Origin of the sequence: Streptomyces sp. PsTaAH-137, from assembly GCF_003259365.1 — a bacterium.
Classification (GTDB): Bacteria; Actinomycetota; Actinomycetes; order Streptomycetales; family Streptomycetaceae; genus Streptomyces.
Genome location: NZ_QLLY01000011.1, coordinates 210,491 through 224,591 on the forward strand (window position 1 = coordinate 210,491; position 14,101 = coordinate 224,591).

Annotated in this window: 15 protein-coding genes; 6 read left to right on the forward strand and 9 right to left on the reverse strand. The window is 71.9% G+C overall.

Annotation, left to right across the window (positions count from 1 at the left end):
- Positions 1 to 183: 183 nt before the first annotated feature.
- Entirely contained in the window at positions 184 to 1,713 is a 1,530-nt protein-coding gene (locus tag K377_RS24960; protein WP_111665736.1) for an MFS transporter, read from the reverse strand.
- The gene (locus K377_RS24965) at positions 1,710 to 2,261 is read right to left on the reverse strand and encodes a TetR/AcrR family transcriptional regulator (protein WP_220093183.1); all 552 of its coding nucleotides are present in this window, start codon (positions 2,259 to 2,261) and stop codon (positions 1,710 to 1,712) included. The genes K377_RS24960 and K377_RS24965 overlap by 4 nt, the downstream gene beginning before the upstream one ends.
- 135 nt (positions 2,262 to 2,396) lie before the next feature.
- Here K377_RS24965 and K377_RS24970 point away from each other — a divergent pair, with 135 nt between their 5' ends.
- Positions 2,397 to 2,666: a hypothetical protein gene (locus K377_RS24970; RefSeq protein WP_111665738.1), complete on the forward strand. Its 270-nt coding sequence runs from the start codon at positions 2,397 to 2,399 to the stop codon at positions 2,664 to 2,666.
- A 90-nt stretch (positions 2,667 to 2,756) separates the two neighbouring features.
- Here the strand turns inward: K377_RS24970 and argH are convergent, their stop codons facing one another.
- Positions 2,757 to 4,184: an argininosuccinate lyase gene (gene argH / locus K377_RS24975; RefSeq protein ID WP_111665739.1), complete on the reverse strand. Its 1,428-nt coding sequence runs from the start codon at positions 4,182 to 4,184 to the stop codon at positions 2,757 to 2,759.
- A 146-nt stretch (positions 4,185 to 4,330) separates the two neighbouring features.
- Between argH and K377_RS24980 the strand changes: the two genes are divergently transcribed.
- From K377_RS24980 to K377_RS24990, 3 genes are all read left to right on the forward strand, one after another.
- Complete coding sequence (locus tag K377_RS24980) at positions 4,331 to 4,918, forward strand: pyridoxamine 5'-phosphate oxidase family protein (RefSeq protein ID WP_111665740.1); 588 nt, start codon at positions 4,331 to 4,333, stop codon at positions 4,916 to 4,918.
- 2 nt (positions 4,919 to 4,920) lie between these two features.
- Positions 4,921 to 5,631 carry a L,D-transpeptidase gene (locus tag K377_RS24985; RefSeq protein ID WP_111665741.1) on the forward strand — a complete coding sequence of 237 codons (711 nt, stop codon included), beginning with the start codon at positions 4,921 to 4,923 and terminating at the stop codon, positions 5,629 to 5,631.
- A gap of 88 nt (positions 5,632 to 5,719) precedes the next feature.
- Positions 5,720 to 6,697: a bile acid:sodium symporter family protein gene (locus K377_RS24990; protein WP_111665828.1), complete on the forward strand. Its 978-nt coding sequence runs from the start codon at positions 5,720 to 5,722 to the stop codon at positions 6,695 to 6,697.
- 34 nt (positions 6,698 to 6,731) lie between these two features.
- Here K377_RS24990 and K377_RS24995 read toward each other — a convergent pair whose 3' ends face one another.
- The 6 genes from K377_RS24995 to K377_RS25020 form a co-directional block, all read right to left on the reverse strand.
- Positions 6,732 to 7,304 carry an arginine repressor gene (locus K377_RS24995; protein WP_202454760.1) on the reverse strand — a complete coding sequence of 191 codons (573 nt, stop codon included), beginning with the start codon at positions 7,302 to 7,304 and terminating at the stop codon, positions 6,732 to 6,734.
- Between the two features lie 16 nt (positions 7,305 to 7,320).
- On the reverse strand, positions 7,321 to 8,520 hold the full coding sequence (locus K377_RS25000; protein WP_111665742.1) for an acetylornithine transaminase: 1,200 nt from the start codon (positions 8,518 to 8,520) through the stop codon (positions 7,321 to 7,323).
- Positions 8,517 to 9,476 carry an acetylglutamate kinase gene (argB, locus tag K377_RS25005; protein WP_111665743.1) on the reverse strand — a complete coding sequence of 320 codons (960 nt, stop codon included), beginning with the start codon at positions 9,474 to 9,476 and terminating at the stop codon, positions 8,517 to 8,519. The genes K377_RS25000 and argB overlap by 4 nt, the downstream gene beginning before the upstream one ends.
- Positions 9,473 to 10,624 carry a bifunctional glutamate N-acetyltransferase/amino-acid acetyltransferase ArgJ gene (gene argJ / locus K377_RS25010; protein ID WP_111665744.1) on the reverse strand — a complete coding sequence of 384 codons (1,152 nt, stop codon included), beginning with the start codon at positions 10,622 to 10,624 and terminating at the stop codon, positions 9,473 to 9,475. The genes argB and argJ overlap by 4 nt, the downstream gene beginning before the upstream one ends.
- Positions 10,621 to 11,649 carry an N-acetyl-gamma-glutamyl-phosphate reductase gene (argC, locus tag K377_RS25015; RefSeq protein ID WP_111665745.1) on the reverse strand — a complete coding sequence of 343 codons (1,029 nt, stop codon included), beginning with the start codon at positions 11,647 to 11,649 and terminating at the stop codon, positions 10,621 to 10,623. Before argC ends, argJ begins: the two co-directional genes overlap by 4 nt.
- 120 nt (positions 11,650 to 11,769) lie before the next feature.
- Entirely contained in the window at positions 11,770 to 12,345 is a 576-nt protein-coding gene (locus K377_RS25020; RefSeq protein WP_111665746.1) for an ABATE domain-containing protein, read from the reverse strand.
- 104 nt (positions 12,346 to 12,449) lie between these two features.
- On the opposite strand from K377_RS25020, the gene K377_RS25025 reads away from it, so the two are divergent.
- Together K377_RS25025 and K377_RS25030 are read left to right on the forward strand one after the other, a co-directional pair.
- Positions 12,450 to 13,625: an epoxide hydrolase family protein gene (locus K377_RS25025; protein ID WP_111665747.1), complete on the forward strand. Its 1,176-nt coding sequence runs from the start codon at positions 12,450 to 12,452 to the stop codon at positions 13,623 to 13,625.
- Between the two features lie 59 nt (positions 13,626 to 13,684).
- A complete protein-coding gene (locus K377_RS25030) occupies positions 13,685 to 14,092 on the forward strand; it encodes a VOC family protein (RefSeq protein WP_111665748.1) in 408 nt (135 codons plus the stop codon).
- The last annotated feature ends 9 nt before the right edge of the window (positions 14,093 to 14,101 follow it).

Sequence of the window (14,101 nt, forward strand, 5' to 3'; positions counted from 1 at the left end):
GGCGGGGCCGTGGGCCGGGGCCCGTCGAGGCGCCTGCCCGGCGCCGGGGTGCCGCCTTGCCCACCCTGCCGCCCCTGGCGGCAGATTGCCCAAGGCGGCGGGGGTGGGCCGGGGCGGGGGCGGCAGATTGCCCAAGGCGGCGGGGGTGGCGGCAGATTGCCCAAGGCGGTGCCCACGGCTGGGTCAGTTCTCCAGGTGTTGGCCTCTCAGCATGAACCAGGCCGCCACCGATGTGGCCAGGAGGACCGCCGCGCCCACTCCCGCTGCCACCTGGAGGCCGTCCACGAAGGCGTTCTGGGCCGACGTCAGGAGGTCGTGGGCCTGGGACGGTGGCAGGGCCGAGGCCGATTCGACCGCGCCGCCGAGGGATTCGTGGGCGGCCGAGGCCACCGCGTCCGGGGTCCCGGCGGGCGCCGTGAAGCCCGCGTAGACGCCCGTGACGATCGAGCCGAGCAGGGCGATGCCGAGGGCCGCGCCGAGTTCGTACGCCGTCTCGGAGACCGCGGACGCGGCGCCCGCCTGCTCCTTGGGGACGCTGGAGAGGATCACGTCGGCCGTCACCGTGAAGGAGAAGCCGGCGCCGACGCCGACGACCAGGAGGACGGTGCCGAGCAGCGGGTAGCCCGTCGACTTGCTCAGCGTCGTGAGTGCGGCCAGGGCCAGGCCCACCGCCGCCAGGCCGCCCGCCACCACGACGCGCACCGAGAAGCGGCGCGCCACGAATCCGGCGATCAGGCCCGCGCCCACCGCTCCGACCGCGGCCGGGAGTTCGGCCAGGCCCGCCTCGAACGGCCTGCGGCCCTGGACCAGTTGGAGGAACTGGGACAGGAAGAAGATCAGGCCCGCGAGGCCCAGGATCGTGAGCAGGTCGGCGAGGACGGCGCCGGAGAAGCCGCGGTTGCGGAACAGCCGCATGTCCAGCAGGGGTGAGGCGAGGGTGAGTTGGCGCCGGACGAAGGTGACCAGGGCCGCCACGCCGACGACCGCGGCCGCCACGACCTCCCAGCTGACACCGTGCGCCGCCGCCTCCTTGATCGCGTAGACCACACCGATCATGCCGATCAGGGAGAGGCCGACACTGGCCAGGTCCCAGGGGCCGGGGACGGGGTTCTTCGACTCGGGGATGAGCTTCGCGCCGACGACGACCAGGACCGCCATCACGGGGAGGTTGATCAGGAAGACCGAGCCCCACCAGAAGTGTTCGAGCAGGAAGCCGCCGACGACCGGGCCCACCGCGGCACCGGCGGACGCCATGGCGCCCCAGATGCCGACGGCGAGGGAGCGCTCGCGCGGGTCGTGGAAGATGTTCCGGATCAGGGCGAGGGTGGAGGGCATGAGCGTGGCGCCCGCGACACCGAGGAGGGCGCGCGCCAGGATCATCAGCTCCGGCGTCGTGGCGTACGCGTTGAGCACCGAGACCGCGCCGAACGCGACGGCGCCCGTCAGCAGCAGCTTCTTGCGGCCGATGCGGTCGCCGAGGCTGCCCATGGACACCAGGAGTCCGGCGATGACGAAGGAGTAGACGTCGCCGATCCACAGCAGCTGGGTGCCGGTCGGCTCGAGGTCCTCACTGATGTACGGGGTCGCGAGTCCGAGGACCGTCGCGTCCACGGCGACGAGCAGCACGGCGAGCACGAGGACGCAGAGGGCGAGCCACCGGCCGGGGCGCGACACCACCTCCGCCGCGGGGGTGCGCTGGTGTGTGCTGGTCATGGTTCCACGCTCCGTCGTGCGCCGCCGAGCAGCAGCTCGGCGATCATGTATGAGAAGTCCTTGGCCGCGACGCGGCCGTCCTGTACGGCCCAGGCGCCGCTGCCGATGAGGCCGTAGAGCGCCTCGCAGAGCCAGGCCGGTGTCAGGTCGATGCGGAACTCGCCGGCTTCCTGGCCGCGCCGGAACAGCGCCACCATGCGGCCGTCGAGCCGCTCCCAGCCCGCGTTCTGCCCCTCGCCCTCGAAGAGCTGGTTCTCCGTGGTGAGGAAGGCGAGCAGCGGGGCCGCCGGCTCCATCTCCCGGATCAGGCGGCGCAGCGCGTCCTCGGCCGGGCCCTCGTCGAGCCGGGCCAGGTCGAGCGCCGTCTCGCACTCCTGGATGCCGAGGCTCTCCAGGGCGCGGACGAGGGCGTCGCGGCCCGCGAAGTGGCGGTGCAGGGTCGCGCGACTGATGCCGGCGGCCCGGGCGACCTCGTCCATCGTGGCGGTGGACTTGCGGGTGAGCAGGGCGGCGGCGTTGCGCAGCACCTGTTCGCGATCGACTGACATGAGACAAGAGTAAGCCACATGAGACATTGATGTCTCATTATTTTGGCGCGCGGACGATGGCCGTGACTCCGGTGGCCCGCCCGCTCACCCGGTGTTACGACTGACGGGACGGAGTGAGTCTCGGGAGGTACGGGCATGGGGTGCTGCATCTTCGCGGCGATGGCGGCGATCGGGCCGCGCGTCGCCCTCGTGATCACATGGCTCTTCACGAACCTCGTGGACCGGGCGTTCACCGGGGTGCTGCTGCCGCTGCTCGGCCTGGTCTTCCTGCCCTGGACGACGCTGGGCTTCGTGTTCGCGTACGCGCCCGTGGCCGGGGTGCGCGGCATCGGCTGGCTGGTCGTGCTGCTCGGGCTGCTGATGGACCTGTCGAGCTACGGCGGCGGGGCCAGGGCCCGCCGCTGATCCGCTGCCACCCACCGCCGCCGGTATCGACGACGAGGGCCCGGTTCGTCCTCGTACGGACGAACCGGGCCCTCGGTGCGTGTCTGCCGGTTACTTCTTGGCGTCGGCCCAGGCGCGCTGGACGCCCAGGTCCTGCTTGAGCTCCGCGAGCTGGACGGCGACGGCGCTGGGGGCGGTGCCGCCGCGGCCGTCGCGGGAGGCGAGGGCGCCCGGCACGTTCAGGACCGTGCGGACCTCGGGCGTGAGGTGCTCGGAGATCTTCGCGAACTGCTCGTCGGTGAGCCCGTCGAGCTCCTTGTGCTCGGCCTCGGCGACCTTGACGCACTCGCCGGCGACCTCGTGGGCGACGCGGAACGGCACGCCCTGCTTCACCAGCCACTCGGCGATGTCGGTGGCCAGCGAGAAGCCGGCCGGGGCCAGCTCCTCCATGCGCTCCCGGTTGACCGTGAGCGTGGCCATCATGCCGGTGAAGGCCGGGAGCAGGAGGCGCAGCTGGTCGCAGGAGTCGAAGACCGGCTCCTTGTCCTCCTGGAGGTCGCGGTTGTAGGCGAGGGGCAGCGCCTTGAGCGTCGCCATCAGGCCGGTCAGGTTCCCGATGAGGCGGCCGGACTTGCCCCGGGCCAGCTCGGCGATGTCCGGGTTCTTCTTCTGCGGCATGATCGACGAGCCGGTGGAGAAGGCGTCGTGGAGGGTGACGAAGGAGAACTCCTTCGTGTTCCACAGGATGATCTCCTCGGCGATCCGGGAGATGTTCACGCCGATCATCGCGGTGATGAAGGTGAACTCGGCGACGAAGTCGCGCGAGGCCGTGCCGTCGATGGAGTTGCCGACGGAGCCGTGCTCGAAGCCGAGGTCGCGGGCGACGGCCTCCGGGTCGAGGCCGAGCGAGGAGCCGGCGAGGGCGCCCGAGCCGTACGGCGAGACCGCCGTGCGCTCGTCCCACTGCCGCAGCCGCTCCGCGTCCCGGGAGAGCGCCTGGACATGGGCGAGCACGTGGTGGGCGAAGAGCACCGGCTGGGCGTGCTGGAGGTGGGTGCGGCCGGGCATCGCGGTGTCCGGGTGCGCCTCGGCGAGGCCGACGAGGGCCTCCTGGAGGTCGGCGATCAGCCCGCCGATGATCCGGGCCTCGTCGCGCAGGTACATCCGGAAGAGCGTCGCCACCTGGTCGTTGCGCGAACGTCCCGCGCGCAGCTTGCCGCCGAGGTCGGCGCCGAGGCGCTCCAGGAGGCCGCGCTCCAGGGCGGTGTGCACGTCCTCGTCGGCCATGGTGCCGACGAAGGAGCCGTCCGCGACATCGCCTTCGAGCTGGTCGAGACCGGCGATCATGCGGGTCAGCTCGTCGTCGGTGAGCAGGCCCGCCTTGGTGAGCACGCGCGCGTGGGCGCGGGAGCCCGCGATGTCGTACGGCGCGAGGCGCCAGTCGAAGTGGACGGAGGCGGAGAGTTTCGCCAGGGCCTCGGCGGGGCCGTCGGCGAACCGGCCGCCCCAGAGGCGGACATCGCCGGTGTTGCTGCTCACGTGCTCTGCTCCTCAAGCCGGTGGTTGTCATGCATGATTATGCAGAGTCACGCATGAATCGTCAATCGCGGCATCGCGCACCGCGCTCCGTCTCGCTATTCAAAATACGCTGTCCACCATGTGATCCACTTCGTCATACTCCCCGCATGGGCAAAACCTACGAGAGCATCGACGGCAGACTGCGCACCTTCATCGAGTCCCAGCCTCTCTTCTTCACCGCCACGGCCCCGCTGGCCGGCGACGGCACGGTGAACCTCTCCCCCAAGGGCCTCAAGGGGTCGTTCGCCGTCCTCGACGACCGCACCGTGGCCTATCTCGACTTCGCGGGCTCCAACGCCGAGACCGTCGCGCACCTGCGCGAGAACGGCCGGATCACCCTCATGTGGTGCGCCTTCCAGGGGCCGCCGACCATCGTCCGGGTGCACGGCCGCGGCGAACCCGTCTTCCGTGACGACCCGCGCTTCGACGACCTCCTCGGACACTTCGACGCCATCGACCCGACGCGCAACGGGCTGCGCGCGATCATCCTCGTACGGGCCGAACTCGTCCGGGACACCTGCGGATACGCCGTTCCCTTCATGACGTACGACGAGGAGCGCACGCTGCACGGGGACTTCTTCGCGCGCAAGGACGACGCCGGCCTCGACGCGTACTTCCAGAAGAAGGAACACATCGGAACCAGCCTGGACGGACTTCCGGGGCTGCCGTTGCCGCTGCCGCCCGCTAGCTTCTGACCATGCGTCCCTTACGAGCAGGTATCGCCGCAACTGTCGTCGTCTGCGCCGCACTCGGCGGCGCTCCCTCCGCGAGCGCCGCCGCGCCGCTGCCCGCCCGGATGGCGGACACCGGCGGCGGCAGCCAGCTGATCACCGCCGAGGCGCCCCGCGCGTCCTCGACGTCCGGCACCGTCACCTGGTGGGACCGGCGCTCCGACGGCCGCTGGGTGAAGGCCGGTTCGGCGCCCGCGCGGTTCGGGGCGAAGGGGCTCGTGGCGGGGAGCGGCCGCGAGCAGGGCACGAACACCACCCCGGCCGGGCTCTACGACCTCCCCTTCGCCTTCGGCACCAGGGCGGCGCCGGGCGGCACATCGGTCACGTACCGGCGGGTGCGCGACTCCTCCTGGTGGTGCCAGGACAACCGGTCCCGCTCCTACAACCGCTGGACGCAGCCCCGTCCGGCCGACTGCCGTGCGTCGGAGTCCGAGCATCTCGCCGACTACGGCACCCAGTACGCGCACGCCCTCGTGATCGGCTTCAACTACGACCGTCCGGTGCGCGGGCGCGGCGCCGGGATCTTCCTGCACGTCAACGGGCGGGCGGCGACGGCCGGTTGTGTGTCCGTGCCGAAGGACGCCATGCGGCGGATCCTGACCTGGGTGCGGCCGGGGCGGGCTCCGCACATCGCGATCGGGACGGCGGGCGGGGCGACGGCGATCACGAAGTACTGACACCGGGACCGGCCGCGACAATAAGATGTACTGACCACATATCGAGACGCGGTTGCACGGCCCCGCCGTCGCGGCGTTGCATCGCCCGGTGCCAAGCGAAACCGAATCCCCCACCCGGAGCGCCCCCGAGAGCTCGTCGACCGACCGCGCCGCCCGCCTCGCGGTGACCGTCTTCCCGGTGCTCGCCCTCGTCGCGGGCGCGCTCGGGCTCCTGCTCCCGGACGCGTTCGCGGACTTCAAGACCGATGTGCCGTACCTGCTGGGCATCGTGATGTTCTGCATGGGCCTGACCATGAGCCTCGGCGACTTCAAGGGGGTCGCCCAGCGGCCCTGGGCCGTCGGGATCGGGCTCGTCGCGCACTACGTGATCATGCCGGGGCTCGGCTGGCTGATCGCCAATCTCCTCGATCTGTCGCCGCAGCTCGCGGCGGGCGTGATCCTCGTGGGCTGCGCGCCCAGCGGCACGGCGTCGAACGTCGTGACGTACCTCGCGCGCGGCGACGTCGCGCTCTCCGTGTCCGTCGCGACCGTCTCCACCGTCCTCGCGCCGCTCGTCACTCCGCCCCTGACGCTGCTGCTGGCCGGGGAGTACCTGCCGGTGGACGCGGGCTCGATGGTGACGGACATCCTCAAGACCGTGCTGCTGCCGGTGGTCGCGGGCCTCGTCGTGCGGCTGCTGTTCGGGCGGTACGTGGACCGGGTGCTGAGCGCGCTGCCCTGGCTGTCCGCGCTGACGGTCTCCGTGATCGTCGCGGTGGTCGTGGCGGGCAGCGCCGCCGCGATCAAGTCGGCCGCGCTGGTGGTCCTCCTCGCCGTGGTGCTGCACAACGGGCTCGGGCTCGCGCTCGGCTACGGCGCGGGGAAGGCCGCCCGGCTCGGGAAGCCCGCGTCGCGCGCGATGGCCTTCGAGGTCGGCATGCAGAACTCCGGGCTCGCCGCCTCCCTCGCGACCGCCCACTTCAGCCCGCTGGCCGCACTGCCCGCCGCCGTGTTCTCGGTCTGGCACAACGTGTCGGGCGCGCTCGTGGCGGCCTGGATGTCGTACCGGTCCCGGCGCACCGCCTGAACGAGCGGGCGCCGGGTCACGAACGGCCGGTTTCTCAGTGGTCGTTCTGCGCCAGCCGCAGCAGATGCTCGGCCAGCGCCTGGCCGCCCGCCGGGTCCCGGCTGATCAGCATCAGCGTGTCGTCGCCCGCGATCGTGCCGAGGATGACGTGCAGCTCCGCCTGGTCGATGGCCGAGGCCAGGAACTGGGCGGCGCCCGGCGGGGTGCGCAGCACCACGAGGTTGGCCGACGCCTCGGCGGAGATGAGCAGTTCCCCGGCGAGGCGGCGCATGCGCTCCTCCTTCGCCGACTCGCCGAGCGGGGCCTGCGGGGTGCGGAAACCGCCCTCGCTGGGCACGGCGTAGATCAGCTCGCCGTTGGTGTTGCGGATCTTGACCGCGCCCAGCTCGTCGAGGTCGCGGGAGAGCGTGGCCTGGGTGACGCTCAGCCCGTCGTCGGAGAGCAGCTTCGCCAGCTGGCTCTGCGAGCGCACCGGCTGCCGGTTGAGGATGTCCACGATCCGGCGGTGGCGCGCGGTCCGCGTCTGCGGCACGGCCGGGCCCTGCGCGCCGTTGACACCGCGCTCGGTGTTCGCCGCGCTCTCGGCGGAGTCCGCTTGGCTGCTCATCGTCGTCGTCCCATCCTCAGGATCGTCCTTCCCCGTCGGCCGCTGCGGCGTCCAGGACCGAGGGCAGCGCCGCGAGGAACGCGTCCGCCTCGGCGTCGGTCAGGTTCAGCGGGGGCATCAGCCGGACGACGTCGGGGGCGGGCGCGTTCACCAGGAAGCCCGCGTCCTGGGCCGCCTGCTGCACCTGGGGTGCGCGCGGCCCGCTGAGCACGATACCCAGCAGCAGCCCGGCTCCCCGGACACGACCGACCAGCGGGTGTCCCAGCGACTCGATTCCGGCCGTCAGCCGCTCGCCGACCCGCTTGGTGTTGTCCAGCAGGCCCTCGGCGGCGATGGTGTCGAGCACGGCGAGTCCGGCGGCGCACACCGTCGGGTTGCCGCCGAACGTCGTGCCGTGCTGCCCGGGATTGAGCAGCTTCGCCGTCTCGCCGAACGCCACGGTCACGCCGAGCGGCAGCCCGCCGCCGATGGCCTTGGCGAGCGTGACGACGTCCGGGTCGACGCCCTCCTCCGCCTGGTGTGCGAACCAGTGGCCGGTGCGGCCGATGCCGGTCTGCACCTCGTCGAGGACGAGCAGGGTGCCGGTGGCGCGGGTGATCTCGCGGGCCGCCTTCAGATAGCCGGCGGGCGGCACGACCACGCCGTTCTCACCCTGGATCGGCTCGATGATGACGAACGCGGTGTCCTCGGTGACCGCGGCGCGGAGCGCGTCCACATCGCCGTACGGGACATGCGTGACGTCGCCCGGGAGCGGGGTGAAGCCGTCCTGCTTGCCGGGCTGGCCGGTCAGGGCGAGGGAGCCCATCGTGCGGCCGTGGAAGCCGCCGGTGGTGGCCACCATGTGGCGCCGCCCGGTGAGCCGGCCGATCTTGAAGGCGGCCTCGTTGGCCTCGGCGCCCGAGTTGCAGAAGAAGACGGAGCCGTCGCGGCCGAACAGCTGGAGCAGCCGCTCGGCGAGGGCGACGGGCGGTTCGGCGATGAACAGGTTCGACACGTGCCCGAGCGAGCCGAGCTGCCGGGTGACCGCCTCGATGATCGCGGGGTGGGCGTGGCCGAGGGCGTTGACCGCGATGCCGCCGACGAAGTCGGTGTACTCCCTGCCGTCGGCGTCCCACAGCGTGGCGCCCGCGCCCTTGACGAGGGGCAGCCGCGGGGTGCCGTAGTTGTTCATGAGCGCGCCCTGCCAGCGCGACGTCAGCTCTTCGTTGCCGCTCACGACTTGGTGTCCCCCTCCGCATCGGCCACGACCATCGTGCCGATGCCTTCGTCGGTGAAGATCTCCAGCAGGATCGAGTGCTGGACGCGGCCGTCGATGACGCGGGCGGTGTGCACGCCGTTGCGCACGGCGTGCAGGCAGCCCTCCATCTTCGGGACCATGCCGCTCGCCAGGTCGGGGAGCAGCTTCTCGAGTTCGGCGGCCGTGAGCCTGCTGATGACCTCGTCCGAGTGGGGCCAGTCCTCGTAGAGGCCCTCGACGTCGGTCAGCACCATCAGCGTCTCGGCGTCCAGCGCAGCAGCGAGTGCCGCAGCCGCCGTATCAGCATTGACGTTGTAGACATGGTGGTCGTCCTGGGAACGGGCGATCGAGGAGACGACCGGGATGCGGCCGTCGGCGAGCAGGGCCTCGATGGCGCCGGTGTCGATCTCGGTGATCTCGCCGACGCGGCCGATGTCGACCAGCTCGCCCTCGATGCGGGGGCGGTGCTTGGTGGCGGTGATGGTGTGGGCGTCCTCGCCGGTGATGCCGACGGCGAGCGGGCCGTGCTGGTTGAGCAGCCCGACGAGCTCACGCTGGACCTGCCCGGCGAGCACCATCCGTACGACGTCCATGGCGTCCTCGGTGGTGACGCGCAGGCCCGCCTTGAACTCGCTGACGATGCCGTGCCGGTCGAGCGCCCTGCTGATCTGCGGGCCGCCGCCGTGCACGACGACGGGCTTCAGGCCCGCGTGGTGCAGGAAGACGACGTCCTGGGCGAAGGCGGCCTTCAGCTCCTCGTCGACCATGGCGTTGCCGCCGAACTTGATGACGACGGTCTTGCCGTGGTGGCGGGTCAGCCAGGGCAGCGCCTCGATGAGGGTCTGCGCCTTGGGGAGCGCGGTGTGCTTGCGCGCCGTGGGCTGGGTCTCTTTCGCCCCGCTCGTGTTCGCCCCGCTCGTGTTCGTCTCGCTCATGAGGAGTACGCGCTGTTCTCGTGGACGTAGTCGGCGGTCAGGTCGTTCGTCCAGATCGTCGCCGTCTCGGTGCCCGCGGCGAGGTCGGCGGTGACGACGACCTCCCGGTAGCGCATGTCGACCTGGTCGCGGTCCTCGCCGACGCCGCCGTTCTTGCAGACCCAGACGCCGTTGATGGCGACGTTCAGCCGGTCCGGCTCGAAGGCGGCCTTCGTCGTGCCGATGGCGGACAGGACCCGGCCCCAGTTGGGGTCCTCGCCGTGGATGGCGCACTTGAGGAGGTTGTTGCGGGCGATGGAGCGGCCCACCTCGACGGCGTCGTCCTCGGTCGCGGCGTTGACCACCTCGACCTTGATGTCCTTGCTGGCGCCCTCGGCGTCGCCGATGAGCTGGCGGCCGAGGTCGTCGCAGACGGTCCGTACTGCGGTGGCGAACTCGGCGTACTCGGGGGCGACTTCGGAGGCGCCGGAGGCGAGCAGCAGCACGGTGTCGTTGGTCGACATGCAGCCGTCGGAGTCGACCCGGTCGAAGGTGACGCGGGTGGCGTCGCGCAGCGCCCTGTCGAGGACGTCGCTGTCGAGGTCGGCGTCCGTGGTGAGGACGACGAGCATCGTGGCGAGGCCGGGGGCCAGCATGCCGGCGCCCTTCGCCATGCCGCCGACGGTCCAGCCGTCGCCCTCGTACACCGCCGTCTTGTGCACGGTGTCGGTGGTCTTGATGGCGATGGCGGCCTTCTCGCCCCCGTGCTCGGAGAGCTGGCCCGCAGCCGTCTCGACGCCCGGGAGCAGCTTGTCCATGGGGAGCAGGACGCCGATGAGGCCGGTGGAGGCCACGGCGACCTCGCCCGCGTTCAGGTCGAGGACGTCCGCTACCTTCTCGGCGGTGGCGTGGGTGTCCTGGAAGCCCTTGGGTCCCGTACAGGCGTTGGCACCACCGGAGTTGAGGACCACGGCGGAGACGAGCCCGCCCTTGAGAACCTGCTCGGACCACAGCACCGGGGCGGCCTTGACGCGGTTGGAGGTGAACACACCCGCGGCCGCCAGACGGGGCCCGCGGTTGACCACGAGGGCCAGGTCCGGGTTCCCGCTCTCCTTGATCCCGGCGGTGATGCCCGCCGCCTGGAATCCCTTGGCTGCCGTCACACTCACGGCGCGACTCCGATCGTCGTAAGTCCCGTGGTCTCGTCGAGACCCAGGGCGATGTTCATGGACTGGATGGCGCCGCCCGCGGTGCCCTTGGTCAGGTTGTCGATCGCGCTGATGACGATGACCCGGCCGGCGGCGGCGTCATGGGCGACCTGGATCTGCACGGCGTTCGACCCGTACACGGCCGCCGTCTGCGGCCACTGGCCCTCGGGCAGCAGGTGCACGAACGGTTCGTCGGCGTACGCCTTCTCGTAGGCGGCGCGGACGGTCTCGGCGCTCACGCCCGGGACGGCCTTGGCGCTGCACGTGGCGAGGATGCCGCGCGGCATGGGCGCGAGGGTCGGCGTGAACGACACGGAGACCCGGGTCCCGGCGGCGGCGCTGAAGTTCTGGATCATCTCGGGGGTGTGCCGGTGGCCGCCGCCGACGCCGTACGGCGACATGTTCCCCATGACCTCGCTGCCGAGCAGGTCCGTCCGGGCGGCCTTGCCCGCGCCCGAGGTGCCGGACGCCGCGACGACCACCGCCTCCGGTCCGGCGAGCCCGGCCGCGTACAGCGGGAAGAGGGCCAGCAGGACCGCGGTCGGATAGCAGCCCGGCACCGCGACGCGCCGGGTCCCGGCCAACGCGGCTCGGGCGCCCGGGAGTTCGGGCAGGCCGTAGGGCCAGGTGCCCGCGTGCGGGCTGCCGTAGAACGCCTCCCAGTCGGCGGCGTCCTTCAGCCGGAAGTCGGCGCCCATGTCGACCACCAGCACGTCCGGGCCGAGCTGCTCGGCGACGGCGGCGGACTGGCCGTGCGGCAGCGCCAGGAAGACGACGTCGTGCCCGGCGAGCACGTCGGCGGTGGCCTCCTGGAGCACGCGGTCGGCGAGCGGGAAGAGATGGGGCTGGAGGGCACCGAGGCGCTGTCCCGCGTTCGAGTTGCCCGTCAGGGCGCCGATCTCGACCTCGGGGTGGGCGAGAAGCAGGCGCAGCACTTCGCCGCCCGCGTATCCACTCGCCCCTGCCACTGCTGCGCGTACCGCCATGGAACCCTCCTCCTAGATGGCATGACTATACGTCTCGCTGCACGTTTATGCAATCGACCTTGGGAGGCGCCCCGGCGCATTCAGGGCGCGGAGACGCTAGGCAGAGACGCAGGCCGGAGATCAGCGCGCCGGGCCGGATCCCTTGCCGCGACCGGCCTGGAAGCGGGCCTTCTTCTGGCGGTTGCCGCAGGTGTTCATGTCGCACCATTTGCGGGTGCGGCTCTGACTGGTGTCGAAGAAGACGGCACGGCAGGTCGGTGAGGCGCACAGGGCCAGCTTCCCGTCCCGCTCACCCGCGAGGACGGCGATCGCGTCGGCGGCGATCACACCGAGGGCGTCCGCCACGGGGGACGTCGGGCCGAGCCGCCAGCGCCGTGTGCCGCCGGGCGTCAGGACCGCCGCGGCGCGGCCCTCGGCGCTGCGGTCGTTGATGACCTGGACGGCGGAGGCGGGGAGAGGCTCCCGGAGCGCGGCCGCGGTGGCGGCGGCATGGATCGATTCCCGCAGCTCACGGGCTCCGTCGAGCTGCTCGTCGGTACAGGAGTCCACGGCGAGGCCGCTCACCGCGAGCCAGTCGACGAGCCGCCCCGGTACCGGAATGCGCTCCACGGGATCCCCGGAACGCTCCGACAGCGTGCCCGTGAAGCTGGTCGCGAGGACGGGACCGAGGCGGAAGTCGGGGAAGCCGAAGCGCATGGGAACCAGCCTAGCCGGTTCCGATGCGGCGCGAGGGGTTGCGTGAACCGTCTTAGCCGGTTCACGATAGATCGGTTCCGGTTCCCCGACGGCCTGGAGATCTCATGCCTCGCCCCTCCGACGACGTACGGGTGTGCGATGCCCGCGCGACCGACGCCGACCTCGACGATCTGCGCGCGCGACTGGCCGCGGCGCGGCTGCCGGAGGCCGAGACGGTCCGGGGCGCCCCGCCCGGCCGGCGCCGATGGGAGCAGGGCATTCCGCTCGCCGACCTCACCGAGCTCGTGGAGTACTGGCGCACCGGGTACGACTGGCGGGCGTTCGAGGCGCGGCTCGACCGGATCGGCCGGTTCCGTACGACCGTCGACGGCCTGGGCATCCACTTCCTGCACCGCCGCTCGGCGCGCGCGGACGCCGTTCCGCTGCTGATGACGCACGGCTGGCCGGGCAGCATCGCGGAGTTCGTCGATGTCGTGGACGAGCTGGCGGCTCCCCGGGACCCGGACGCCCCGGCCTTCCACGTCGTGGTCCCGTCGCTGCCGGGCTTCGGGTACAGCGACAAGCCGGCCGCCACCGGGTGGGGCATCGAGCGGATCGCGGCCGCCTGGGTGGAGCTGATGGGACGGCTCGGGTACGACCGGTTCGTCGCGCACGGCGGGGACTGGGGCGGGGTGATCACCACCGTCCTCGGCGGCAGGTTCCCCGCGCACGTGCTCGGCATCCACACGCTGACCCCGCAGGCCCCGCCCGGACTGACGACGGACGGTCTGACGGCGGCCGAGCGCGCGTGGACCGAGGAGACCCGGGCCTTCTGGAGCGGCCCCCGCGCGGCGTACGCGAAGCAGCAGGCGGCCCGGCCGCAGACCATCGGCTACGCGCTCGTCGACTCGCCGGTCGGGCTGCTCGCCTGGATCCTGGACAAGTTCGCCGAGTGGTCGGACACCGAGGACAGCCCGTTCGAGACGATGTCCAGGGACCGCGTCCTCGACAACGTCACCCTGTACTGGCTGACCCGGGCCGGCGCGTCGGCCGCCCGCATCTACTACGAAAGCCACGACTCGCTCGACCCCGGCCTCCGGGTCGACGTACCGTCGGCGCTCACCGTGTATCCCCGCGACATCGAGAAGTGCCCGCGCCCCTGGGCGCGGGAGCGGTTCCGGAACATCGTCCGGTGGCACACGCCCGGCGCCGGGGGCCACTTCCCGTCGCTCGAAGTCCCCGAGGATTTCGTCGCCGACCTGCGCGCGGGCCTCGCGGCGGTGCTGGCCGCCCACCGGTGACCACGAGTTAATGGGCGGGCGGCCCCACTGCCGCTCCACGTCTACAGGAGAGCACCCCCATGAAGATCCACATGACCAGCGTCTTCGTCGACGACCAGGCGAAGGCCGAGCACTTCTACACCGAGATCCTCGGCTTCCGGAAGAAGCACGACGTCCCGCTGGGCGAAGGGGCCCGCTGGCTCACCGTGGTCTCGGCCGAGGAGCCCGGCGGGACCGAACTCCTCCTGGAACCCGCCGGGCACCCGGCCGTCAAGCCGTACCGTGACGCGCTCGTCGCGGACGGCATCCCGCTCGCGCAGTTCGCCGTCGACGACGTGCGGGCGGAGTACGAGCGGCTGACGGCCCTCGGGGTCCGTTTCACCCAGGAGCCCGTGGAGATGGGCCCGGTGACCACCGCCGTCCTCGACGACACGTGCGGCAACCTGATCCAGCTCGCCGCCGTGCAGCAGGAGACGGCGGCGGGCTAGCCCGTGTCC

What these genes read in the sequence shown, in the direction of transcription:
- K377_RS24960 (WP_111665736.1), bottom strand. Translation starts at nt 1,713, where the DNA reads ATGACCAGCACACACCAGCGCACCCCCGCGGCGGAGGTGGTGTCGCGC.
- K377_RS24965 (WP_220093183.1), bottom strand. Translation starts at nt 2,261, where the DNA reads ATGTCAGTCGATCGCGAACAGGTGCTGCGCAACGCCGCCGCCCTGCTC.
- K377_RS24970 (WP_111665738.1), top strand. Translation starts at nt 2,397, where the DNA reads ATGGGGTGCTGCATCTTCGCGGCGATGGCGGCGATCGGGCCGCGCGTC.
- K377_RS24980 (WP_111665740.1), top strand. Translation starts at nt 4,331, where the DNA reads ATGGGCAAAACCTACGAGAGCATCGACGGCAGACTGCGCACCTTCATC.
- K377_RS24985 (WP_111665741.1), top strand. Translation starts at nt 4,921, where the DNA reads ATGCGTCCCTTACGAGCAGGTATCGCCGCAACTGTCGTCGTCTGCGCC.
- K377_RS24995 (WP_202454760.1), bottom strand. Translation starts at nt 7,304, where the DNA reads ATGAGCAGCCAAGCGGACTCCGCCGAGAGCGCGGCGAACACCGAGCGC.
- argB (WP_111665743.1), bottom strand. Translation starts at nt 9,476, where the DNA reads ATGAGCGAGACGAACACGAGCGGGGCGAACACGAGCGGGGCGAAAGAG.
- argC (WP_111665745.1), bottom strand. Translation starts at nt 11,649, where the DNA reads ATGGCGGTACGCGCAGCAGTGGCAGGGGCGAGTGGATACGCGGGCGGC.
- K377_RS25020 (WP_111665746.1), bottom strand. Translation starts at nt 12,345, where the DNA reads ATGCGCTTCGGCTTCCCCGACTTCCGCCTCGGTCCCGTCCTCGCGACC.
- K377_RS25025 (WP_111665747.1), top strand. Translation starts at nt 12,450, where the DNA reads ATGCCTCGCCCCTCCGACGACGTACGGGTGTGCGATGCCCGCGCGACC.
- K377_RS25030 (WP_111665748.1), top strand. Translation starts at nt 13,685, where the DNA reads ATGAAGATCCACATGACCAGCGTCTTCGTCGACGACCAGGCGAAGGCC.